We start from the raw sequence: 21282 nt of genomic DNA, 5'->3' as shown, positions 1-21282 counted from the left end.
ACCCGCGATCCTCTAGCATCACATCCCGGAGCCCAAGATGACCCTCCTGATCGAGGAGAGTGCGCCGCGCACTCAAGAGAAGACGCACAAGGTCTACGGCAAGGTGCGCCTGCGTGAGCACCTCATGGGGTGGCTCTTCGTCGGGCCCTTCGCGATCGTCTTCCTGGCTTTTCTCATCGCGCCGATCGCGTACGCGCTGTACCTCAGTCTCTTCCAGAAGAAGCTGATCGGCGGCACCAGCTTCGTCTTCCTCGACAACTACGCGAAGGCGTTCACCGACCCGAGTTTCCTCTCCGGGGTGTGGTTCGTCATCCGCTTCTCGCTGGTCGCCATCCCGCTGCAGATCATCGTCGCGCTCGCGATGGCCCTGATCCTGGATGCCGTGACGTCGCTGTTCACCCGCTTCTCCCGCCTCATGATCTTCCTCCCCTACGCCATTCCGACGGTCATCGGGGCGGTCATGTGGGGGTTCCTGTACAGCAGGAGCTTCGGGCCGCTCACCGACATCTTCGGGTTGTTCGGCCTCGACGCACCCGACGTCTTCAGCAAGAGCCTGATCTTCTACGGTCTGATCAACGTGGTGACCTGGCAGTGGGTCGGGTACTACATGATCATTCTGTACGCGGCGCTGCAGGGCATCGATCCGACGCTCTACGAGGCCGCCCGCATGGACGGCGCCGGCAAACGGCAGATCGCACTGCGGATCAAAATCCCGCTGATCGCCCCCGCGCTGCTCCTGATCCTGGTCTTCTCGCTCATCGGCACGCTGCAGTTCTTCAACGAACCGCAGATTCTGCGATATCTCGCGGCCGGCACGATCGGACCGGATTTCACCCCCAACATGTACGCGTACCAGCAGGCGTTCAAACTCGCGAACTTCAATTACGGATCGGCGATCTCCTTCGCTCTCGGCGGGATCGTATTCGTCTGCGTCTACGCCTTCCTCTTCTTCACCCGCAAGCGCAGGAGTTTCTTCTGATGGCCGCTCCCTCCCGCACCGCCGGACGCCACAGGCCGCAACGCCACCTCCCGCTGCAGATTCTCCTCGGCTTCCTGGTCGTGTATTTCCTCGTGCCGTTCTGGTGGGTCATCGTCAACAGCTCCAAAGACGCGCCCGGCCTGTTCGGCGGCGGCAACACCCTGTGGTTCGCCGGCCATATCGACTACGTCGGGAACCTCACCCGGCTGTTCACCTACGACGGCGGCATCTACGGCAGGTGGATCCTCAACTCCACGCTGTACGCCCTGGCGGGCGGCATCGGCGCCACGGTCCTGTCCGTCCTGGCCGGCTACGGGTTCGCCAAGTACCGATTCGCCGGCAGGCGCTTCAGCTTCTCGGTCATGCTCGGCGCCCTGATGGTGCCCGCGACGGCCCTGGTGATCCCCACCTTCATCATGTTCTCCGGCCTCGGCATGACGAACACGATCTGGGCGGTGATCCTCCCGTCACTCCTCAACCCGTTCGGCGTCTACCTGATGCACGTGTACGCCCGCGACGCCGTCCCCGACGAGATCCTGGACGCGGCACGCGTCGACGGCGCGGGCGAGATGCGCACGTTCCTCCGAGTCGCCTTCCCCCTGATGCGCCCCGCCGTGGTCACGGTACTGCTGCTGTCCGCCGTCGCATCCTGGAACAACTACTTCCTCCCCCTGGCCATGCTCTCCGACAACCGCCTGTTCCCGGTCACGGTGGGACTGGGCGTCTGGCAGGGCATCGCCTCGGCGAACAACTCGGGCAGCACCTCCCTCTGGAGCCTCATCATCATGGGCGCCCTCGTGTCGGTGATCCCCCTGATCATCGCCTTCTTCACCCTCCAGCGGCACTGGCGCGGCGGCCTGTCCGTCGGAGGCCTGAGGTAGCCCCTGCCCGCTCCCCCATCCGGCCCCCGCTCACCCGCCGATCGCCGCCTGCCGGCGGCGATCGGCGGACCGGATCGGGAACGCCTCACCCGGACCGTTCAGCGCGTCGATTCGCGGATCATGAGCTCGAAGGGAGCGACGTACCGGCCGGTCGGGCGAAGGGGCGCGCGGATGCGCTCGGCCACCAGCTCGACGGCCCGTTCGGCCATCCATCGGTGGTCCGGCGCCACGGTGGACAGCGAGGGCACGATGAACCTGGATTCGGGCACGTCGTCGAAGCCGATGAGGCGGACGTCGCCGGGAACCCGCAGACCGCGGTCGGCCAGGCCGCGCAGGACGCCGAGGGCGACGGTGTCGGTCACCGCGACCACCCCGTCGATCTCCAGCCCTGAGTCGACCATGCGGCAGGCCGCGTCGCGGCCGGCTTCCATGCTCGCGTCGTTCAGAGGGAAGAGCAGAGGCGGATCGGCGTCCAGGCCGCGTTCGGCGAGCGCGGCGAGATAGCCGCGGTAGCGGCGCGTCACCATGTTCACGTCGTCGAGGACCCTGCCGGTGACGATCGCGATGCGGCGGCATCCCTGGTCGGCCAGGTGGGCGGTCGCGGCTTTCGTGCCTTCCTCGTTGGGCATGGCGACGTGGTCGAAGCGGCCGCCGAAGTCCTGCTCGCCGAGCATGACGAGGGGGTAGCCGGCGTCGCCCAGCTGTTCGTCCGGCCGGTCGAGCGCGACCGCGCTGAGGATCAGGCCGTCGAAGTGCAGGGTGCGGGAGTGGGCGATGGCGTCGGCCTCTCCGGCCGCCGCCGCGCCGGTCTGCTCGATCGAGACGTGGAACCCCTGCCGCCCGGCCGCCTCGATCACGTGGGCGGCCAGGTGGCCGAAATAGGGAAGCCCGATCTCGGGCACGGCCAGGCCGATGACGCCGGTCCGCCCGGACTTCAGGGTGCGGGCGGAGACGTTGACGCGGTAGCCCGACCGGCGGATGGCCTCCAGCACGCGCTGCCGGACAACGTCGCCGACCCCGTCCCGGTTGTTGACCACATTGGAGACGGTCATCTTCGACACCCCGGCCAGCCGGGCGACGTCGTTCATGGTCACCATGCCGTGCCCCGCGTTCTGGCTCACCCCAGCCGTCCCTCCACGGTGACGAAGGAGTGGACGGGCAGGTGCACGCGCAGCCCGGAGGCCGTGGCGGTGACCTGCTCGTGGACGCGCGGAGCGATGGTGCCCGGCGCCTCGGGGGTGTTGTGGTCCTGCGGTACGCCGGCGGTCAGGATGCGGGAGCTCACCTCGGTCAGGGCGCCGCCGCGCAGGTCCAGTTCGACGTCGGCGGCCTCGGCCGTGTCCAGGTTGGACAGCGAGATGAGCACCCGGCCGTCCTTGCGGCTGGCCGACATCGAGACGGTCTCGAGCCGCCCCGAATCGACCTCCCGGACGGGGACTCCGCCCGGGAGGTCGATCCGCAGCGAGGCGGCGTCCTGGTGCTTCTTGTTCATCTCGAACACGTGGTAGGTGGGCGTCAGGACGAGCGCGCCGGAGTCGGGGTCGGTGAGGATCATGGCCTGGAGCACGTTCACGGTCTGCGCGATGTTGGCCATGATGAGGCGGTCGGCGTGCCGGTGGAAGATGTCGAAGTGCACGCTCGCGACCAGCGCGTCGCGGAGGGTGTTCTGCTGGTAGAGGAAGCCGGGGTTGGTGCCCGGCTCGACGTTCCACCAGGTCCCCCACTCGTCCAGCACCAGGCCTGCGTTCTTGCCGGGGTCGTAGCAGTCCATGATGGTGGAGTGGCCGGTGATGAGCTCGTCGACGCGCGCCGCCGCGGCCATGGTGCGGTAGTAGTCGCCGGTGTCGAACACCGTCGCGTCGCCCTTGTCCTGCCAGGTGCCCGGGATCGTGTAGTAGTGCAGCGACAGCGCCTGCATGAACGCGGCGGGCCGGTACGCGCAGCCCAGGCCGCCCAGCTGCTTCATCAGCGTCTCGGTCCAGGAGTAGTCGCCCGCGTTCGCGCCCGCGGCGATGCGGTAGAGCTTGTTGTCGCCGTGGTCGCGGGAGTAGGTGCCGAACCGGCGGGCCTCGGCCGCGTACTGCTCCGCCGACATGTGACCGCCGCAGCCCCACGCCTCGTTGCCGAGCCCCCAGAAACGCACCCGCCAGGGCTCCTCACGGCCGTTGGCCTTGCGGAGGCGCACCATCGGCGAGTCGCCTTCGCGGGTGAGGTACTCCACCCAGTCGCTCATCTCCCTGACCGTGCCGGAGCCGACGTTGCCGCTGATGTAGGGCTCCGCGCCGAGCAGCTCGCACAGGGCCATGAACTCGTGCGTCCCGAAGTGGTTGTTCTCCTCGACGTTGCCCCAGTGGGTGTTGACCATCGCCGGACGCGCGTCCTTGGGGCCGATGCCGTCCATCCAGTGGTACTCGTCGGCGAAGCAGCCGCCCGGCCAGCGCAGGTTCGGGATGTTCAGCGCCCGCAGCGCTTCCACCACGTCCAGGCGGATCCCGCCCGCGTTGGGAATGTCGCTGTCCTCGCCCACGTAGAAGCCGCCGTAGATGCAGCGCCCCAGGTGCTCGGCGAAGTGCCCGTACAGGTGCCGGCTGATCACCGGGCCCGGGACGTCGAGGTTGAGGATGGCGGTCACAACCTGGTCGGTCATCTATGAACACCTTGCGTTCAGTGGAGTCGGGTGAAGTGGTCGATGCCGGAGGGGCGGTCGGCGCCGGCCTCGCGGCTCGATGGCGGCTCGCGCCTCGGTGCGACCGATGAAGCGAGACGGTGAGGCGCACCTCACTTTACCGATCCATGGATCGGTAAAGTGAGGCCACTTTATCGATCCGGTCCGCCGTGTCAAGACTCCTTTCGGACGCGCCGAGGTCCGCGCGCCTGCGCCGTTCCGCCGGATCGGCCGCCTCACCGGCTCAGACCGGGGTGCGGGCCAGCGGGGATCAGGACGACGGGACGGGGCCCGTCGAGTCGCGGACGCTGAGGGTCGTCGCCAGCTGGAGGTGCCGGGAGGCGGGCTGGACGCCGTCCGCCATGGCGAGGACGGTCTCCACGGCCATCCGGCCCATGCCGACGAGCGGCTGCCGGACGGACGTGAGGCGGGGAGTGATCCACTGGGTCTGCGGCGTGTCGTCGAACCCGGTGACCGACAGCTCGCCCGGGACGGTGATGTGAAGCTCCTTGGCCGCGGCCAGGATCCCGACGGCGATCTCGTCGTTGCCCGCGACGATCGCGGTCGGCCGCTCGTCGAGCGCGAGGATGTCGTGGCCGTGCCGCAGTCCCGCCTCGACGGAGAACGCCTCGTGGCGGACCAGTGCGCGGTCCGGCGTGATGCCGGCCGAGTCGAGCGCGGCCTGGTACCCGTGGAAGCGTTCCACCGAGGGGGCGGAGCCGAGCGGGCCGCCGATCCAGGCGATCCTGCGGTGGCCGAGCCTGATGACGTGCTCGGTCGCCGAGCGACCGCCCGCCCAGTTGGTGGAGCCGATGCTGACGACACGTGATTCGGTCGTGTCGATCGGGTCGATCGTGACGACGGGCACCTCGAGATCCTCCGCGGCCGTGAGCACCGAGCCGGGCACGGCGACGGCGAGCGCGATGATGCCGGCGACGCCGGACGCCTTCTGCTCCGCCAGCCAGGTACGGGCCGCCGTGGGGCTCGTGCTGATCGGCTCCCGGGCCGGCAGGCGAAGCAGGAGCTCGGCCTCAGCGGAGCTCGCGGCCACGAGAATGCCTTTCAGCACCGTCCCGGCATAACGGGACTCCACGATGTCGAGCATGGTGATGAGGGCCTGGACCCTTGGCCGCTCGTGTCGCGCCGCCGTCGGCGTGTAGCCGATCTCGGCCATGACGCTGAGGACGAGCTCGCGCGTTTTCGCCCCCACATCGGTGCGCCCGTTGAGGACCTTCGAGGCGGTCGTCGGCGAGACGCCGGCCAGTCGGGCGACGTCCGCCAAGGTGGCGCGCTCGGAACGACCTCGCCGTGGCATCCGGGCTCCTTCAGGGCTACGAAATTATTTCGAACCTACCACGCACCCTTTCCGATTCGCTTGGGTTTCGCTGCCTGGCGTTTTCTCACATTCACCCGTTGACACCCGACAGACGTCCACCTACTGTCCTAGCAGCAACGAACAAGTTGCGAAATATTTTCGTAACCATCTCCAGGACGAGAGGAGAGGCTCATGCGGCTCTCCCAGAAGGCCAGGCTGCTCTCCGCGATACTCGTGCCGATGGTCGCGCTGGCCGCCTGCTCGGGCGGCGGGAACGGCGGCGGAAGCGGCGGTGGCGCGGCCGGTGACGAACAGGTGAACCTCACGGTCTGGAGCTGGGACGGCACGGTCGCGCAGGCTGTTCCCGGCTTCCAGGCGGCGAACCCGAACATCAAGGTCAAGGTCGTCAACGCGGGCTCGTCCACGGATGAGTACGAGGCGCTCGACAACGCCATCCAGGCCGGATCCGGTGTGCCTGACCTCGCGATGTTCGAGTACTTCGCGGTGCCCTATTTCGCCATTCCCGGCAAGCTCGCCGACCTCGCGGGCTTCGGCGTCGAGAACTTCAAGAAGGACTACGTCCAGGCCGCGTGGAACGATGTGACGGTCAACGGCAAGGTCTACGCGCTGCCGTCCGACTATGGGCCCTCGGCGATGTTCTACAACACGGCCACTCTCAAGAAGGCCGGCGTGGACAAGCCGCCGGCCACGTGGGACGAGTACTACGAGGATGCCAAGAAGATCCGCGCGCTCGGCGGCGACCACTACATCGCCCAGGACACCGGAGACCTCTTCTTCCTGCTCTCGCTGATCTGGCAGGCCGGCGGTCACCCGTTCACGGTGAACGGCACCAAGGTGCACATCGACTTCACGGACGCGGGCACGACCAAGGCCGTGGCCTTCTGGCAGAAGATGCTCGACGAGGGCCTGCTCAACACGAAGATCACGGGGTGGTCCGACGACTGGAACCGGGCGCTCAACGAGGGCACCCTCGCCACCCAGACCATGGGCGGCTGGCTGACCTCGACGCTTCCCGAGCGCGCGCCGAAGAGCGCCGGTGACTTCAGAGTCGCCCCGATGCCGCAGTGGAAGCAGGGGGACAAGGTCGGAGCGGAGAACGGCGGAAGCTCCTTCGGCATCCCGGCCGCGGCCGAGCACAAGGACGCGGCCTTCAAGTTCCTCGAGTACTTCACGCACGGCGGCGGCCTCTCGGCCCGCGTCGACGCGGGCGCCTTCGTGCCGAACACCTCGGTGCTGGAGAGCGACGCGTTCCAGGGCAAGGCCAACAAGTACTTCGGCGACCAGAAGGTCGGCGCCGTGCTGGCCGAGGCCTCGGAGACCGTCGGGAGCGGCTGGCAGTACCCGCCGTTCTTCGAGTGGGCGCGCTCGATCTACGGCGACATCGCATCGCCGCTCTACACCACAGGCAAGGGCTCGCTCGCCGAGATCCTCCAGCAGTGGAAGCAGCGCTGCGTCCAGTACGGCAACGAGCAGGGCTTCGAGGTGGACTAGCGGTCCCTCATCGGGACGGGGGGCGCGCGTGCGGCGACGGCCCTCGCCACACACCGGCCGGTGAAGCAGCGAGCCGGGAAACGCAATGGATCGGAAGGAACACCGACATGGACCAGGCACGTCGCTTCGACGTCACCGCTTCGGCCATGGCGTCGCCCGACGCGGCCCGGCATTCGGCGCCGGCTCGCAAGCGCCGGAGATCGCAGATCGGACTGGCGTTCGTCGCGCCCTTCGGGGCGCTGTTCACGCTCGTGTTCATCGTGCCCATCCTGTACGCCGCCTACCTCAGCCTCTTCCGGCAGAAGCTGGTAGGGGGCAACACATTCGTCGGATTCGCCAACTACGCCAAGCTGGTCCAAGACCCCCAGTTCTGGGACGGGGTGGGACGCATCCTGCGGTTCACGGTCGTCCAGGTGCCGATCATGCTGATCTTCGCCATGGCGCTGGCCCTGGCGCTGGATTCCAAGCGCGTGCACGGCGCCAAGTTCATGCGAGTGACGATCTTCCTCCCCTACGCGGTGCCGGCGATCGTGTCGACGCTCATGTGGGGCTTCCTGCTGGGCGTCAAGTACGGCCTGTTCGGCAGCCTCAACGACGTTCTGGGCACCGACATCGACCCCTTCACCCCCGGCACCACCCTCACCTCCATCGGGCTGATGGTGACGTGGGCGTTCACCGGCTTCAACATGCTCATCTTCTACGCCGTCCTCAAGGCCGTCCCGCGCGAGTTGTACGAGGCGGCCGCGATCGACGGGGCGAACGAGTTCCAGGTCTTCCTCGCGATCAAGCTGCCGGCGCTTCGCGGATCCCTGGTCGTCACGATCATCTTCTCGATCATCGGCACGTTCCAGATGTTCAACGAACCGCAGATCCTGCCCTCGATGGTGGCCAACAGCGGCGTCACCACCTACTACACGCCCAACCTGTACGCGTACAACCTCGCGTTCACCGGGTCGCAGCAGGGTTACGCGGCAGCACTCGCGCTCGTCATGGCGGCGATCACGATCGCCGTCGCCTACGCCGTCCAGATCAGAGGGTTGAGGAATGCGTTCGATCAGTAGCCGGCCGACCGAGGCCGGGAAGGTCTCGGGCACGCCGATCCGTCATCCCGGTCGTGGCCGCCGGCTCCACACGATCGACAATCCCAGGAAGAACACGGTCCTGACCGTGATGACCGGCCTGTTCACCCTGTACTGCCTGCTGCCGCTCGTGTGGCTGGTCATCAACGCGACCAAGTCGCAGGCCGACTTCGTCTCGTCGTTCGGGCTCGCACCCGGCCACGAGTTCGCCCTGTGGGACAACATCGTCGGGGTGTTCACCTTCCAGGACGGCATCTTCTCGCGGTGGCTTCTCAACACCCTTCTCTATGTCGTCGTGGGTGCGACCGTGTCCACCTTCCTGGCCGCCCTCGGCGGGTACGCCCTGGCGAAGCTCGACTTCACGGGCAAGCGGGTGTTCCTCTTCGTCGTGCTGGGGTCGATCTCGGTCCCCGGCATCGCCCTGGCGATTCCGCAGTTCCTGCTGTTCGCGCAGGTGGGGATGACCAATACCCCCTGGGCGATCCTGATTCCGTCCTTCATCAACCCGTTCGGGTTGTACCTGATGTGGGTGTTCACGGCCGAGGCCGTGCCGAGCGGCCTGCTGGAGGCCGCGAAGATCGACGGGGCCGGGGAGTTCAGGACCTTCCTGCAGATCGCCCTTCCGATGCTCGCGCCGGCGAGCGTGACGGTCCTGCTCTTCTCGTTCGTATCGATCTGGAACAACTACTTCCTGCCGTTGATCATGCTCAAGGATCCCGACTGGTACCCGCTGACCGTCGGGATCAATCAGTGGAACAAGCTGGGCTCGACGGCCGGGAACGGCGCCCTCATCCAGAATCTCGTGATCACATCCTCGCTGCTGACGATCATTCCGCTGATCGCCGCGTTTCTCAGCCTGCAGCGGTACTGGCAGTCAGGCTTGTCGCTGGGGGCCATCAAGGGCTGAGAGGACATGCCGGCGGCCTGACATCCGCATTCCACGACCACCGCACAGCGTCCCGCCCGTGCCGGTCTCGCGTTCGAGGCCGGCTTGCGGCGGCGCCGATTCACCTTTCCCCGTGAACGATTCCGCAGAAGAAGTGAGACCATGACGAGCGACGGTGTCATCGAACCCTCGTACCGGATCGACGGCAGGCCGTGCGACGAGAGCGAGTTCCCGCACGTCTGGGCCAGGTGCCTCGGCGCCGGCCGGGCCAACGAAGCACTGCGCGCAGACTGGCGACAGCAGTTCGCCGAGGCCGTCGCCGCGTTCGGAGTCCAGTACATCCGCTTTCACGGCGTCTTTCACGACGACATGTTCGTGTACCGGGAAAGCTACGGCGGCGGTTTCGGCGAGAACACGCCCCTCGCCTCGCCCATGTACACGTTCAGTTATGTGGACAAGGTCTTCGACTTCATCGTGGACCGCGGCGTCCGGCCGTTCGTCGAGCTGGGCTTCATGCCGCGCGAGCTGGCGACGGTACCCGAGACGGTGTTCTGGTGGGGCGCTCACTGCAGTCCCCCGAAGGACATGGCGCGCTGGGTCGAGCTGGTCACCACGTCGGTCGAGCACTGGATCGACCGGTACGGCCTCGCCGAGGTGCGGGAGTGGCGGTTCGAGGTGTGGAACGAGCCGAACCTGGTTCCGCACTTCTGGACCGGGACGAAAACGGAGTACTTCGAGCTCTACCGGCAGACCGTGACGGCGATCAAGAAGATCGACCCCGCGCTGAAGGTGGGCGGGCCCGCGACGAGCGTCTTCGTGCCCGACGACCGCTACAAGGGCGAAGTCGAGGACCGCGCCGCGATGCGCGAGACGGCCGCCGCGGCCGACGTGGACGCGCTCGACTGGCGCCCGGTGTGGATCGAGGACTTCATCGCCTGGTGCGCGGAGCGCGACGTCCCGGTCGACTTCATCTCGACCCATCTGTACCCCACCGACTTCGCGTTCGGCGCGGACGGTGTGGCAGTGCCGATCACTCGGTACGCCGATGCGACGTTCGACGACCTGACCCTGCTTCGCGGGCTCGTCCGGAACAGCCCGTATCCCGATGCGGAGATCCACATCACCGAGTGGTCGACCTCGCCGTCGTCCCGCGACTTCATCCACGACACGGTGTTCGCGGCGACCTCCATCACGCGGTCGTATCTGCAGTGCGCCACCCTGGCCGACTCCATCGCCTACTGGACCTTCACCGACGTGTTCGAAGAGGGCGGCGCCGGGATCGGACCGTTCCACGGCGGGTTCGGCCTGGTGAACGAGAGTGGCATTCACAAGCCCACGTTCCACGCGTTCACGATGCTCGAACGGCTCGGCGACCGCCTGCTCCTCGCGACGTCCGACGGGGTCGTGACCCGTGACAGCCGGACATCGGCCGTGTCGGCGGTGTTCTTCAACTATCCCGACGACATGGACATGAAGGGCGTCGGCTCGGAGAACTCGTATCCGGCGACCCGCGCGCGGGCCCAGATGGGGCCGGTCCGCAGGATCCGCCACTCGATCGGCGATCTCGAGCCGGGCACCAGGTTCCTCGTCGAGATCGTCGACTGGGAGCACGGGAACGTCGCCGAGGCCTGGTATCAGCTGGGGTCGCCCCTCAACCCGTCGCGGGCCGAGACCGAGTACCTGGGCAAAGTGGCCGACTCGCTTCTCAGGTTCACGCTGACCGTGCCCGGCACCGGCGTGCTGACCCTCGACGTCGAACTCCAGCCGTGGGCGGTGATGTCACTGCGGCAGCTGCCGTGATCGGTCAGCGGCCCGTCGCGCGACGTCAGCGGCCATCGGGGGCGGGGAGGATCGTGCGGCCTCGGCCCGGGACGAACGTCCCGGCGGCGCGCACGATCCTCCTCGCGAGGTGACCACGCTCCGGGGAGAACCCAAGGGCGAGCACGGCCGGCCTGCGAGGTCATCGGGCTTCCCGCAGAGCGGTCCAGGGCTCCGGGCCGGCGATCCGGGGCCTCAGGCAAGGGATCCGGCAGCAAGCCCATCACATTCGCGTCGAGGTCGAAATCGACCCACGAGCCCCATGAACTGCGACCGGCACGACACGAATGGGAGCGTGAGGAATGCCCGGCCAGGTGCGGAACGGCACGCTGTGGCCGTCAGAGGTCCCTCAGCCGGTCAGCTGATCGACGATCCGTTCGAAGAAGAACTCGTGCTTGAGGAAGGAGACGTCATACTCGTGGCCCGGGTAGGGCGGGATCAGCTGGGCGGCCTGGATCAGCCGCCAGCCGTCCAGCAGGGCCGCGAGCCCCGACTCGTACGGCGGCTCGTCACTGTCGCCGGTGGTGGGAGAGGTACGGCCGGTGCCGTCGTACTCCGCCCAGCCGACGACATGGGAGTCCAGGGCGGAGTTGGCCAAGTACAGCACCAGCACCCGCTGCCGGAGCACCGGGGCGCGCGTCGGCGTGTCCGTCATACCGCGACCTCTTCCGGACGGTTGGAGACCCTGGTCACCCAGTAGTCGATGTCGAAACGGTCGTCGCCGGTCAGCGCCCGCCAGAGCAGGACGCGGTTGTACCGCTCCAGCCGGCCCGTCGCCGGCTCGTACCAGGGGAACGTCGCGTCCAGTTCCGCGACCACCCGCGGATCGTCCAGATCCGAGGTGTCCCACAGGCGCCGCTGACGCACCGTCGGGTTGAAGCGGATCTTGAACATGTAGCGGACGACGTCGCTGGTGTTGCGGCGGCCTCCGTGCCACAGGCCGTGGTGCAGAAACACCACCGTGCCGGCGGGGCAGACCAGCCGGTCCTGGCCGCGCAGGTTCTGGTAGCGGCCGGTGTCGGATTCGTTGATCCGGCGCAGATGACTGCCGGGCACGCTGAGGGTTCCGCCCATCTCCAGCGTCACCGCCTGCGGGTAGTACATGAGCTGCACGTCGAAGGCGTCCGGCCGGACGTCGATGATGGCGTCGCCGTGCAGCGGCTGCGCGTCCCCGCCGCCGGGTTCACGGACGTGCACGAAGTGGTGGTCCACCGTCGGCCCGGGACCCACCAGGCTGCGCAGCGCCCCCGCCACCTGCGGAAGCTCCAGCAATCGGCGGACGAACGAACCTTGCGCGTAGGCCGTGGACACGGGGGTGCCGAAGGGCACCTGCGGCACCCCGTCCGCCAGCACCGCCAGGCCCTCGGCGTTCATCTCCGCCGGCACCACCGCGTCCAGGCGCAGCGATCCGCGCGCCACGAAGCGCGCCATCTCGACCGAGCTGAGCAGGGCTTGCCTGTTCTCCATGGCCGCCACTCTAGGCGCGGACCACGGCCCACCAGGTGGGTCCCGTTCACCGTCAAGTGGTCTATTCTCACCATTTGTGCGGCTCGTGGTAGAACATGCCCGTGCACACCGTCCTCGCACACCTGGACGAGCCTCCCGCTCTCGCCGCCGTGGGCATCGGCGTACACGGCCCGGCAGGCCACGTGGACATGTTCTCGCTGCCGGGCCTGTGGCAGTTCCATCTCTACAGCTATGAGGCGGACCTGACGGTGAACGGCGCCGCGCACCTGATCCGTCCCGGCCGGGTCAGCCTCGTTCCGCCCGGCACGCAGGTGCGCTATCTCTACCGCGGCCGCTCCGAGCACCTCTATGTGCATCTCCGCCTGGAGCCGGCCGGCGCACCGGCCCGCATCCCGGTGATCCAGGACGCGGGGCCCGAGCTCCCCGCTCTCACGGCGCAGCTGCGTCAGGCGCTGGCCGCCTGGCCGCACACCCCCGCACGAGCGGCGGCCGAGGTGTGGGCCGCCCTGTGGCGGGTCGCCCACCTCGCCCCGCCGAAGACGCGAAGCACCCAGACCGTTCACCCCGCCGTCGCGACCGCGCTGTCCCTGATCGAGACCCGGCTGGCGGAGCCGCTGACGGTGGCGGAGATCGCGAAGGCGGCGGGCGTCTCGCACAACCACCTGACCCGGCTGTTCCGCGCCACCACGGGGGAGACCGTGGTCGGCTACCTCCGCGCCCGGCGGATGGAACGGGCACGCCACTTCCTCCGCGCCACCACTCTGTCGATTCCCGCGGTCGCGGCATCCGTCGGCATTCCCGACCTGCAGGCGTTCAACAAGGCGTGCCGCCGCGAGCTCGGGGCCGCTCCGCGCAGCATCCGCGCCGCTCAGCCCGTCATCGGAGGTGGGGGGACGAACGTCGAGCACGTCTGACGCGGCGGTGCGCGCGAAGGCGGCCCGGCCTCGGCCACGCCTGCCCTCGCGCGACGGCTCAGCCCTTCGGCGGCGCCGTGCTCCCGCGGATCGTGAGGGTGGTCGCGATCTCCAGGCCGACCTGGTGAACCGGCTCCCCGCGGCCGAGAGTCAGGGCCAGTTCCGTGGCCGCGGCCGCCATCTCGCTGAGCGGCTGGTGGACCGTGGTCAGCGGAGGGTCCACCCATCCCACGACCGGGAGGTCGTCGAAGCCCACCACGCTCAGGTCCCCGGGGATGGACAGTCCCAGCTCGCGTGCCGCCTGGTAGACGCCGAGCGCCTGCATGTCGTTCGCGGCGAAGATCGCGGTCGGCCGGTCAGGCCTGGACAGGAGCACGCGCGCCGCGTCGCACCCGTGCTCGCGGGTGAGAAGGGTGCGGACCAGGAGCTCGGGATCGGCGGGGACGCCGGCCACGGCCAGCGCGGAAAGGTGGCCGGCCGTTCTGGCGCGGCAGAACGAGTGATCAGGGCCGCTGATCATCGCGATGCGGCGATGCCCGAGTTCGAGCAGATGGCGGGTCGCCGAATGGCCGCCTCGCCAGTTGGTGGCGCCCACGAAAGGCACATCGTCCGGCAGTTCGTCGATCGGGTCGAAGACGACGAACGGGATGCCTTTCGTCGTCAGCTTCTCGCGTTCGGACGGCGACAGCTGCGCCACCGACAGGACGCAACGAGGGCGGCGGCCGACCGTGTCCTCGAGGGACATCGCGGGCGTGTCATGGAGGCCGAGCGCCGAGATCATGACCCCGACGCGATTCTTGCGGGCCACCTGCTCGACGCCGCGGATGATCTCCACGGCCCACATGTGCTCGAGTTCGCGGAACACGAGTTCCAGGATGTTGCTCCGGCTGCCCGACGGTCTGCGGTAGCCGTACCGGTTGATCAATTCCTCGACACGGGCACGGGTCTGCCCCGAGACTCCCGAGCGTCCGTTGAGGACCTTCGACACCGTGGGGATCGAGACACCCGCGGACTCGGCGATGTACGCGATGGTGACCGAAGGGGGGCCGTCCCCTCGCTCGCCCTGCTCGTCGTCCGCCGGCTCACCGGATCGGTTGTCCGCCACGTTCACCCTTCCTCATCCACGGTGGGCCCGGGAGAACCGTGCCGTCGACAACGTTCCCCTGACAGACGAAGGGCGGCAGGCCAGAGCCGGTACCCCAAAAAAAACTATAGAGCAACCCCGGAGAAAGTTTCCGGCCCACTTCCCGGCCCTGCGCCCGTCCTGCGGCGCGGACCGAGATTCTCCGTGAGCACCGACGCGGACTGCGAAAGCGGCGTGTCCGGCAGGACGGCGCGGCTGTCCGTCGCCGGTACGGATCGGCTTCCGCAACGGACGTTCGACAGTTCGGTTTCGCGAAAAACTTTCGCACGGATCTCTGAGAAGCATGTCCCCCGCTACTTCAGCACGGCGCAGCCGCCCGGTGGCAGCTCGTCCACCGGGCCGTCCGTCAGCAGGTCGTGACCGGGCATGGGCAGGGGTACGGCCTCGGCCGTGTGGTTGATCAGGAACTGCCAGCGGCGGGCGCCGCCGGCGTGGCGGGTGACGGCTTCGACACCGCGCGGCAGGCCGGGCGCCTCCGGGGCGACGCCGGCCTCGTCGAGGAGCCGGGTGATCAGCGCGGCGTAGCCGGTGTCGTCGAGGCGGGTGGACAGATACCAGCCCCGCCCGCCGCCGAAGCGGTGCCGGGTGAGAGCGGGCGCGCCGATGAGCATGCCGTGGGTGTAGGCCGCGATCGGCTCGGCGCCTTCGGCGCGCAGCGCCTCGCTCCACACGCTCGCGCGGGCGCCGTCGGACAGGGTTATCCGCTCGTCCCGCCGCAGCGGCCGGTACTCCTCGACGCGGACGCCCAGCGCCTCGCGTAGCGGCCGCGCGGGGTAGCCGCCGAGGCGGGCGTGCAGGCGCTCGTCGACGGAACCGCTGAAGTGCTGGACGAGCAGCGTCCCGCCGCCCTCGACGTAGCGGCGCAGGTTCGCGGCGCCCGCGTCGGAGAGCAGGAACAGGGCCGGGGCGATGACGAGCCGGTAGCGGCCGAGATCGTGTTCGGGGTGGGCGAGGTCGGCGGTGACGCCGCTCTCCCACAGCGTCCGGTGCGCGCGGCGCAGCGCCCCGTGATAGTCGAGCTCCGGTGAGGGCAGGCCGTCGCCGTCCATCGCCCACCAGGCGTCGGCGTCGTGGAGGACGGCCACCTGAGCGGTGACGGTCGAGCCCGCGAGCTCGCCCAGGCGGGCGACGGTCTCGCCGAGTGCCCGCACCTCGCGGAATATCCGGCTGTCGGCTCCCGCGTGCGGGACCATCGCCGAGTGCCACTGCTCGGCTCCCGCGCGGGACTGGCGCCACTGGAAGAACAGGGCGCCCTCCGAGCCCCGGGCGATGTGGCCGAGGGTGTGCCGCAGCATCTCCCCCGGCTCCTTGGGCAGGACCCGGTCGGTGTCGTACACGGTGCTGGTGCCCTGTTCCATCAGCAGCCACGGCCGGCCTCCCGCCAGGGACCGGGCCCTGTCGGCGCCGAAAGCGGTGTCGGCGGCGGCTCCCATGCCGGGCGCGCTCGGATAGTGGTCGACGGCGACCAGATCGACCTCACGACCGAGGGCCCACTGGTCCAGGTTCTGATAGGCGGGGAGCATGAGATTGGTCGTCACGGGCCGGTCGCTGTGCGCGCGGATGGCATCGCGCTGCTCCCGATAGGCCGCCACGACCTCGTCGGACCAGAAGCGGCGGTAATCCAGGCACTGGCCGGGATTGCGGTGCCACTGGGTGGCCCGCGGCGGCAGCACCTGCTCCCAGGAGGTGTAGCGCTGGCTCCAGAACGCCGTGCCCCAGGCCTCGTTGAGGGCTTCGAGTGAGCCGTGCCGGGCGTGGAGCCACCTGCGGAAGCCGGCGGCGGCGTGGTCGCACCAGCACAACGTGGTGTACTCGTTGTGCACGTGCCACAGGACGACCGCCGGGTGGTCACCGTAACGCTCCGCGAGCGCGGCGGCGACGCGGCGGGCGGCCTCCCGGTAGGCGGGGGCGGCCACGCAGTAGGTGTCGCGGCTGCCGTGCGTGAGGCGGGTGCCGTCCGGTCCCACCGGGAGGGCATCGGGGTGAGCCAGGGTGAACCACGGTGGCGGGGAAGCGGTGGGCGTGGCCAGGTCGACGGCGACGCCGTTGGCGTGCAGGCGCTCGATGTGGGCGTCGAGCCAGGCGAAATCGTGGCGGCCCTCCTCCGGCTCCAGGAGCGCCCATGAGAAGACCCCCACCGTGGCCAGGTTGACCCTGGCCACGCGCATCAGATCGTCGTCCTCCTTCCAGACGGGCTCACTCCACTGCTCGGGGTTGTAGTCGCCGCCGAAGGCCAGGCCGCCGAGCCGGGCCGTCAGCCTCTCCGCGGTCACGCCGGCTCCTCAAGGATCGGAAGCGGCGCGCCCGGCAGGCCGTCGAGCGGCCGCCCGGCCGGGGTGCTGCGGACCCGGGCCGAGTCCGGGCCCCAGGTGTCGACGCGCGGGGTCTCGCCCTTGGCGTGCCATTCCACGGTGTCGCCGAGGTCAGGGAAATGCGCGGGCATGGGGAGGTGCTCCTCGGCGATGGTCACCATACGGTTCATCCCTTGATGGCGCCCGTCAGGACACCGGTGCGGAAATGCTTCTGCATGAAGGGGTAGACGATCAGGAGCGGCACCAGGGTCAGCACCACCACGGCCATCTGCAGCGACAGCGGAGCGGTCTGCGCGTGTGCCATGCCGAAGCCGGAGTTGACCGTGCCGGGCAGGCCGACGCCGCGGTTGACGTAGGTCAGCAGCACATACTGCAGCGGCCACTTCTCGCTCTCCGTCGGCATGTAGAGCATGACGTTGAAGAAGGAGTTCCAGTAGCCGACAGCGTAGAACAACGCGATCACGGCGGTCACCGCCCGCGAGGTGGGCAGGACGACGGACCGGAGGATCCGCCAGTCTCCCGCCCCGTCCATTCTGGCCGCGTCGATCAGGTCGCCGGAGGTCTCGGCGTAGAAGGAGCGGAGCACCAGGATGTTGAAGACCGAGACCGCGCCCGGCAGGATCAGCGCCCACCACTGGCCGTAGCCGCCAAGCCCGACCACCACCAGGAAGGTGGGGATCAGGCCCCCGCCGACGAACATCGTGACGATCAGCAGCACCAGGATGAAGCGGTGCCCGAGCGACCGTGGCCGCGACAGGCCGTAGGCGCACAGGACGGACACGACCATGGACAACGCCGTGCCGATCACGGTGATGCCGAGGCTCACCACCAGCGCGGTGCGCACGGTCGGGTCGGTCAGCATCTCCCGGTAGGCCTGGAAGGTCAGGCCGTCCGGCCAGATCACCAGGCCGCCGGCCCGGTTGATGGCGCCGGGGGTGGACAGGCTGGTCACCACGATGATCCACAGGGGGCCCATCACGATCGCCAGCACACCACCGAGGGTGATGCCCTTGGCGGACCGACCGGCGAGGGTCGGCGGTTCCTGCCAGGGCGGGCGCGAGATCCTCCGTGCCCGGGGAGCCGCCACGGCGGTCGTGCCGCTTCCGATGGTGAACACCTTGGTCATTTCCGGTACAACCCGTCCTCGCCGAAGAAGTGCGCCAGCTTGTTGGCACCCCAGATGAGCAGGAGCGAGATCACGCTCTTGAAGAGGCCGGCCGCCGCGCCGAAGCTGTAGTTGCCCGTGCTGATGCCGTAGTAGAAGGAGTAGGTGTCGAGCACCTCCGCGGCCTCATGGCCGACCGCCACGCGCTGGATGAGGAACTGCTCGAAGCCGACCGAGAGCGCTCCGCCGAGCCTGAGCACCAGCATCAGCACGATCACCCCACGCAGGCCGGGCAGGGTGATGTGCCACATCCGCCGGAAGGGCCCGGCGCCGTCCACGGCCGACGCCTCGTAGAGGCCGGGGTCGATGGCGGACAGCGCGGCCAGGAAGACGATGATCCCCCACCCGGCCTCCTTCCACACGCCCTGGAAGGTGACCAGCAGCGCGAAGGTGTCCGGGTCGGTCATCACGTCCCAGGTCCGCAGGTCATGGGAGCGCAGGAACTGGTTGAGCGCGCCCGCGCCGCCCAGCATCTGCTGGAAGACCGTGATGACCAGCACCCACGAGAAGAAGTGCGGCAGATAGACGACGGACTGGATGAAGTTGCGCACCCGCTCGCTGAGAACCGAGTTGAGCAGCATCGCCAGCGCGATCGGGATGGGGAAGAACAGGACGAGAGAGACGAAGCTGAGGTACAGCGTGTTGTTCAGCGCGCCCCAGAACAGCGGGTCTGCGAAGATCGCGCGGAACTGCTCGAAGCCCGCCCAGTCGCTGCTCCAGATCCCGATCAGCGGGTCGTAGTACTGGAAGGCGGTGACGACCCCGACCATCGGGACATAGTTGAAGACCAGCAGCAGGACGACCGCGGGCACCACCATGATCAGAACTGACCGGTCGCGCCGCAGCTTCTCCCGCCATGTCAGAGACGCTTTCAGCGTGCCGGGCGTGCTCACTGACCCGTGCCGTACTTCTTCAGCACGTTGTCGGTCGTCCACTGCCTGAGCCGCTCCCCGCCGCCGCTCGCCTTCCAGGTGGCGACGGCGGCCTGGACGTCGGAGACCTTCTTCTTGCCGTGGTAGCAGTCCTTGATGGTGTCCTCGACGGCCTGCGCCGCGCTGGCCGACGCCACCTGCTGAGGCATGCTGATGTTCATGTTCCAGAAGACCGGCTTGTACAGGGCGTTGACGTTGGCGGCCTCCCAGGCGGCGTAGTCCCTGGTGATGGAGTCGACGCCGGGGCTGCTGAGCACGGAGGGCGGCGAGGCCAGGAAGGGGAAGGTCTGCGCCTGGACGAACTTCTTGCCGTCCTCGGTCGCGGTCGGCACCCCGTCCTTCATCGTGTGGTGAACGCCCTCGACGCCGTAGTTGACCAGCGTGTACTCGGCCGAGCCGAACGGAGCGGCCAGATAGTCGGCGACCGCCAGCAACTCCTCGATCTGCGCCGGCTTCAGGTTGATGTTGAAGTAGCTGAGCATGCTCGTGGAGGGGCCCATGAACATGCGGGGCCGGCTCGTGCCGTCGGCGGCGATGTAGTCGAACGTGCCGCGGCGGTAGTCCTTGTCGGCGGCGGTGCCCGACTGGTGGTCGGACAGGTTCCAGGTGCCGAGGCCGCCACCGTGCATCAGCACCTTTCCCGCGTAGAAGCGGGTGGCGTCCTCCCGGCCGGCGATCGCGTCCGGGTGGAGGTAGCCGCCCTTCGCCAGCCGGTGGTGCCAGTCGAGCGCCTCGTAGAACTGCGGCAGCTCGTACTTGTGGACCAGCTTGCCGCCCTGGACCTCCCAGGTCGAGGGGAGGTTCCAGGCGATGGAGAGGTAGGTCCACACGTCGTCGAAGGCCCACACGCCGCGCTTGGCGTCGGTCAGCTCCTTGGCCAGGTTCATCAGGTCGTCGGCGGACTTGACCTGGTCGGCGGCGATGCCCTTCGCCTCGAAGATGTCGCGCCGGTAGAAGATGGCGCCGGGTACCGCGAAACCGGTGGAGAAGCCGGGGATGCCGTACAGCTTGTCGCCCCACGCGCCGGCCTGCCAGGCGCCGGTGGGAAGGGCCGCGAGGTTGGGATACTTCTTGATCTTGTCGCCGGCCAGGTAGGGCGTCAGGTCGGCGAGCTGGGTCCCGGCCAGTCCCCCGAGGTTGAAGTTGGCGTTCCACCAGCTCGGCAGGTTGATCCAGTCGGGTAGGCGCTTGGCGGCCGTCATCGTCGGGATGATGGTGGCGTAGTTGTTGCCATCAGCCGGCTTCATGCTGAGCGTGACGCCCAGAGCCTTGTTGATGGCCTCGTAGAAGGAGTTCCCCGCCGGCGGCACCGTTCCCCAGAGCGGGGTGACGGCGGTGTAGGCGCCGCCCTTGCCGGGAACCCCCGCGACGGTGGCGATCCGGTTGGCCGGGTACTTCAGGAAGCCGGGGTCGGTCGCCGCTCCGGCGGCCCCCGTCACGGACGGGATGTCCGCCGTGACGGCGGTGCTGGGCACGTGGGCCGGAAGCGCCGCCCGCAGTCCCGTCTCGGTGTTCGTACCGGTCTTCTGCCGCGGGGCATTGCTGCAGGCGGCGAGCAGCGGAGCCATCGCCGCCGCACCGATGAAGGCTCTGCGATTCAACTCGGGTCGCATGGGGGGATCTACCCTTCGAAGTCGTCGAAGCGCTTCAATATTGCCGCGAGACTAATGACATGTTTCAGGGCCACACAAGGGCAAGTTAGAGCGAAAGTTTCTCTTCGCCGACCATTGACATCCCCTGGCGGGCTCGTGACAGCGTCGATGCGCTTCGCCAGTCCCCCATCGAGCCTTTATAGGTTGGACACGTGCGCTCAACGTCTGCGCGCACCGCCGAAGCCGCGACCGCCGGCTGGTCATCGCGTGAAATTTTCCAGGAAACCATCGGCCGGCAGGTGACCGGTCTTCTCCCCGCGCCCACCGACGGCGCGCGCACCGGCAGCCGCACCGGCACCGGCACCGGCACCGGCAGCCCATGATCCCCTCAGGCGGCGATCGCCCTCATGACGTCGAGGGCGCGCTCGCCGAATGCGAACACGCCCTGTTCCCCCGCAGCGCCGAAGCCGCCGCCGAGGCAGCCCGCGACTTCGAGCCGCGCTTCGGCGACGACACACCCCACGGCCTCATCGCCCTGCTCGCCGGACACGCACAGGCCCAGCGGCGACGAACGCCGAGGAGCATCACCGGACCACACGCCACCCCACGCCGATCAGGGCA

The 21282-nt window shown here is 68.6% G+C and carries 20 protein-coding genes; 8 read left to right on the top strand and 12 right to left on the bottom strand.

Annotation, left to right across the window (positions count from 1 at the left end):
* The first annotated feature begins 37 nt into the window (after nucleotides 1-37).
* Complete coding sequence (locus ACFO60_RS15330; RefSeq protein ID WP_380840880.1) at nucleotides 38-979, top strand: carbohydrate ABC transporter permease; 942 nt, start codon at nucleotides 38-40, stop codon at nucleotides 977-979.
* Complete coding sequence (locus ACFO60_RS15325) at nucleotides 979-1860, top strand: carbohydrate ABC transporter permease (RefSeq protein ID WP_380840878.1); 882 nt, start codon at nucleotides 979-981, stop codon at nucleotides 1858-1860. Before ACFO60_RS15330 ends, ACFO60_RS15325 begins: the two co-directional genes overlap by 1 nt.
* A gap of 98 nt (nucleotides 1861-1958) precedes the next feature.
* Here the strand turns inward: ACFO60_RS15325 and ACFO60_RS15320 are convergent, their stop codons facing one another.
* From ACFO60_RS15320 to ACFO60_RS15310, 3 genes are all read right to left on the bottom strand, one after another.
* Nucleotides 1959-2981, bottom strand: coding sequence for a LacI family DNA-binding transcriptional regulator (locus ACFO60_RS15320; protein ID WP_380840876.1), 1023 nt, complete (start codon nucleotides 2979-2981; stop codon nucleotides 1959-1961).
* Complete coding sequence (locus ACFO60_RS15315) at nucleotides 2978-4507, bottom strand: alpha-N-arabinofuranosidase (RefSeq protein ID WP_380840875.1); 1530 nt, start codon at nucleotides 4505-4507, stop codon at nucleotides 2978-2980. The genes ACFO60_RS15320 and ACFO60_RS15315 overlap by 4 nt, the downstream gene beginning before the upstream one ends.
* Nucleotides 4508-4796: 289 nt before the next feature.
* Complete coding sequence (locus ACFO60_RS15310; RefSeq protein ID WP_380840874.1) at nucleotides 4797-5840, bottom strand: LacI family DNA-binding transcriptional regulator; 1044 nt, start codon at nucleotides 5838-5840, stop codon at nucleotides 4797-4799.
* 192 nt (nucleotides 5841-6032) lie between these two features.
* Here ACFO60_RS15310 and ACFO60_RS15305 point away from each other — a divergent pair, with 192 nt between their 5' ends.
* The 4 genes from ACFO60_RS15305 to ACFO60_RS15290 all read left to right on the top strand — a co-directional run bounded on the left by ACFO60_RS15305 (nucleotide 6033) and on the right by ACFO60_RS15290 (nucleotide 11117).
* Nucleotides 6033-7352 (top strand): ABC transporter substrate-binding protein, encoded by a 1320-nt coding sequence (locus ACFO60_RS15305; protein WP_380840873.1) that lies wholly within the window; start codon nucleotides 6033-6035, stop codon nucleotides 7350-7352.
* Between the two features lie 107 nt (nucleotides 7353-7459).
* Nucleotides 7460-8413, top strand: coding sequence for a carbohydrate ABC transporter permease (locus ACFO60_RS15300; protein ID WP_380840872.1), 954 nt, complete (start codon nucleotides 7460-7462; stop codon nucleotides 8411-8413).
* Nucleotides 8397-9338 carry a carbohydrate ABC transporter permease gene (locus ACFO60_RS15295; RefSeq protein WP_380840871.1) on the top strand — a complete coding sequence of 314 codons (942 nt, stop codon included), beginning with the start codon at nucleotides 8397-8399 and terminating at the stop codon, nucleotides 9336-9338. Before ACFO60_RS15300 ends, ACFO60_RS15295 begins: the two co-directional genes overlap by 17 nt.
* A 141-nt stretch (nucleotides 9339-9479) precedes the next feature.
* Nucleotides 9480-11117, top strand: coding sequence for a GH39 family glycosyl hydrolase (locus tag ACFO60_RS15290; protein WP_380840870.1), 1638 nt, complete (start codon nucleotides 9480-9482; stop codon nucleotides 11115-11117).
* A gap of 367 nt (nucleotides 11118-11484) precedes the next feature.
* Here ACFO60_RS15290 and ACFO60_RS15285 read toward each other — a convergent pair whose 3' ends face one another.
* Both ACFO60_RS15285 and ACFO60_RS15280 read right to left on the bottom strand, forming a co-directional pair.
* Nucleotides 11485-11790 carry a hypothetical protein gene (locus ACFO60_RS15285; protein ID WP_380840869.1) on the bottom strand — a complete coding sequence of 102 codons (306 nt, stop codon included), beginning with the start codon at nucleotides 11788-11790 and terminating at the stop codon, nucleotides 11485-11487.
* Complete coding sequence (locus ACFO60_RS15280) at nucleotides 11787-12602, bottom strand: phytanoyl-CoA dioxygenase family protein (RefSeq protein ID WP_380840868.1); 816 nt, start codon at nucleotides 12600-12602, stop codon at nucleotides 11787-11789. Before ACFO60_RS15280 ends, ACFO60_RS15285 begins: the two co-directional genes overlap by 4 nt.
* Nucleotides 12603-12703: 101 nt before the next feature.
* Between ACFO60_RS15280 and ACFO60_RS15275 the strand changes: the two genes are divergently transcribed.
* A complete protein-coding gene (locus ACFO60_RS15275) occupies nucleotides 12704-13516 on the top strand; it encodes a helix-turn-helix transcriptional regulator (protein WP_380840866.1) in 813 nt (270 codons plus the stop codon).
* 58 nt (nucleotides 13517-13574) lie between these two features.
* On the opposite strand, the gene ACFO60_RS15270 is transcribed toward ACFO60_RS15275, so the two are convergent.
* From ACFO60_RS15270 to ACFO60_RS15245, 6 genes are all read right to left on the bottom strand, one after another.
* On the bottom strand, nucleotides 13575-14621 hold the full coding sequence (locus ACFO60_RS15270; protein WP_380840865.1) for a LacI family DNA-binding transcriptional regulator: 1047 nt from the start codon (nucleotides 14619-14621) through the stop codon (nucleotides 13575-13577).
* A gap of 332 nt (nucleotides 14622-14953) precedes the next feature.
* Complete coding sequence (locus tag ACFO60_RS15265) at nucleotides 14954-16933, bottom strand: beta-galactosidase (RefSeq protein WP_380840864.1); 1980 nt, start codon at nucleotides 16931-16933, stop codon at nucleotides 14954-14956.
* A complete protein-coding gene (locus ACFO60_RS15260) occupies nucleotides 16930-17142 on the bottom strand; it encodes a hypothetical protein (RefSeq protein WP_380840863.1) in 213 nt (70 codons plus the stop codon). The genes ACFO60_RS15265 and ACFO60_RS15260 overlap by 4 nt, the downstream gene beginning before the upstream one ends.
* Entirely contained in the window at nucleotides 17139-18098 is a 960-nt protein-coding gene (locus ACFO60_RS15255; RefSeq protein ID WP_380840862.1) for a carbohydrate ABC transporter permease, read from the bottom strand. Before ACFO60_RS15255 ends, ACFO60_RS15260 begins: the two co-directional genes overlap by 4 nt.
* The gene (locus ACFO60_RS15250) at nucleotides 18095-18955 is read right to left on the bottom strand and encodes an ABC transporter permease (RefSeq protein ID WP_380840861.1); all 861 of its coding nucleotides are present in this window, start codon (nucleotides 18953-18955) and stop codon (nucleotides 18095-18097) included. Before ACFO60_RS15250 ends, ACFO60_RS15255 begins: the two co-directional genes overlap by 4 nt.
* Nucleotides 18956-19026: 71 nt before the next feature.
* Nucleotides 19027-20682 carry an ABC transporter substrate-binding protein gene (locus ACFO60_RS15245; RefSeq protein WP_380840860.1) on the bottom strand — a complete coding sequence of 552 codons (1656 nt, stop codon included), beginning with the start codon at nucleotides 20680-20682 and terminating at the stop codon, nucleotides 19027-19029.
* A gap of 191 nt (nucleotides 20683-20873) precedes the next feature.
* Between ACFO60_RS15245 and ACFO60_RS15240 the strand changes: the two genes are divergently transcribed.
* Nucleotides 20874-21044, top strand: a complete 171-nt coding sequence (locus ACFO60_RS15240; protein WP_380840859.1) for a hypothetical protein — start codon at nucleotides 20874-20876, stop codon at nucleotides 21042-21044.
* Between the two features lie 5 nt (nucleotides 21045-21049).
* Here the strand turns inward: ACFO60_RS15240 and ACFO60_RS15235 are convergent, their stop codons facing one another.
* Nucleotides 21050-21211, bottom strand: coding sequence for a hypothetical protein (locus ACFO60_RS15235; protein ID WP_380840857.1), 162 nt, complete (start codon nucleotides 21209-21211; stop codon nucleotides 21050-21052).
* Nucleotides 21212-21282: the final 71 nt, after the last annotated feature.

The sequence above is a fragment of the Sphaerisporangium dianthi genome, assembly GCF_042654065.1.
Taxonomy (GTDB): domain Bacteria; phylum Actinomycetota; class Actinomycetes; order Streptosporangiales; family Streptosporangiaceae; genus Sphaerisporangium; species Sphaerisporangium dianthi.
Note: the sequence above shows the minus strand (reverse complement) of the source record. Positions and strands in the feature narration are given on the sequence as shown.

What these genes read in the sequence shown, in the direction of transcription:
- ACFO60_RS15255 (WP_380840862.1), bottom strand. Translation starts at nt 18,098, where the DNA reads ATGACCAAGGTGTTCACCATCGGAAGCGGCACGACCGCCGTGGCGGCT.
- ACFO60_RS15285 (WP_380840869.1), bottom strand. Translation starts at nt 11,790, where the DNA reads ATGACGGACACGCCGACGCGCGCCCCGGTGCTCCGGCAGCGGGTGCTG.
- ACFO60_RS15290 (WP_380840870.1), top strand. Translation starts at nt 9,480, where the DNA reads ATGACGAGCGACGGTGTCATCGAACCCTCGTACCGGATCGACGGCAGG.
- ACFO60_RS15250 (WP_380840861.1), bottom strand. Translation starts at nt 18,955, where the DNA reads ATGGTGGTGCCCGCGGTCGTCCTGCTGCTGGTCTTCAACTATGTCCCG.
- ACFO60_RS15315 (WP_380840875.1), bottom strand. Translation starts at nt 4,507, where the DNA reads ATGACCGACCAGGTTGTGACCGCCATCCTCAACCTCGACGTCCCGGGC.
- ACFO60_RS15305 (WP_380840873.1), top strand. Translation starts at nt 6,033, where the DNA reads ATGCGGCTCTCCCAGAAGGCCAGGCTGCTCTCCGCGATACTCGTGCCG.
- ACFO60_RS15295 (WP_380840871.1), top strand. Translation starts at nt 8,397, where the DNA reads ATGCGTTCGATCAGTAGCCGGCCGACCGAGGCCGGGAAGGTCTCGGGC.
- ACFO60_RS15245 (WP_380840860.1), bottom strand. Translation starts at nt 20,682, where the DNA reads ATGCGACCCGAGTTGAATCGCAGAGCCTTCATCGGTGCGGCGGCGATG.
- ACFO60_RS15325 (WP_380840878.1), top strand. Translation starts at nt 979, where the DNA reads ATGGCCGCTCCCTCCCGCACCGCCGGACGCCACAGGCCGCAACGCCAC.
- ACFO60_RS15260 (WP_380840863.1), bottom strand. Translation starts at nt 17,142, where the DNA reads ATGAACCGTATGGTGACCATCGCCGAGGAGCACCTCCCCATGCCCGCG.
- ACFO60_RS15330 (WP_380840880.1), top strand. Translation starts at nt 38, where the DNA reads ATGACCCTCCTGATCGAGGAGAGTGCGCCGCGCACTCAAGAGAAGACG.
- ACFO60_RS15310 (WP_380840874.1), bottom strand. Translation starts at nt 5,840, where the DNA reads ATGCCACGGCGAGGTCGTTCCGAGCGCGCCACCTTGGCGGACGTCGCC.
- ACFO60_RS15300 (WP_380840872.1), top strand. Translation starts at nt 7,460, where the DNA reads ATGGACCAGGCACGTCGCTTCGACGTCACCGCTTCGGCCATGGCGTCG.
- ACFO60_RS15280 (WP_380840868.1), bottom strand. Translation starts at nt 12,602, where the DNA reads ATGGAGAACAGGCAAGCCCTGCTCAGCTCGGTCGAGATGGCGCGCTTC.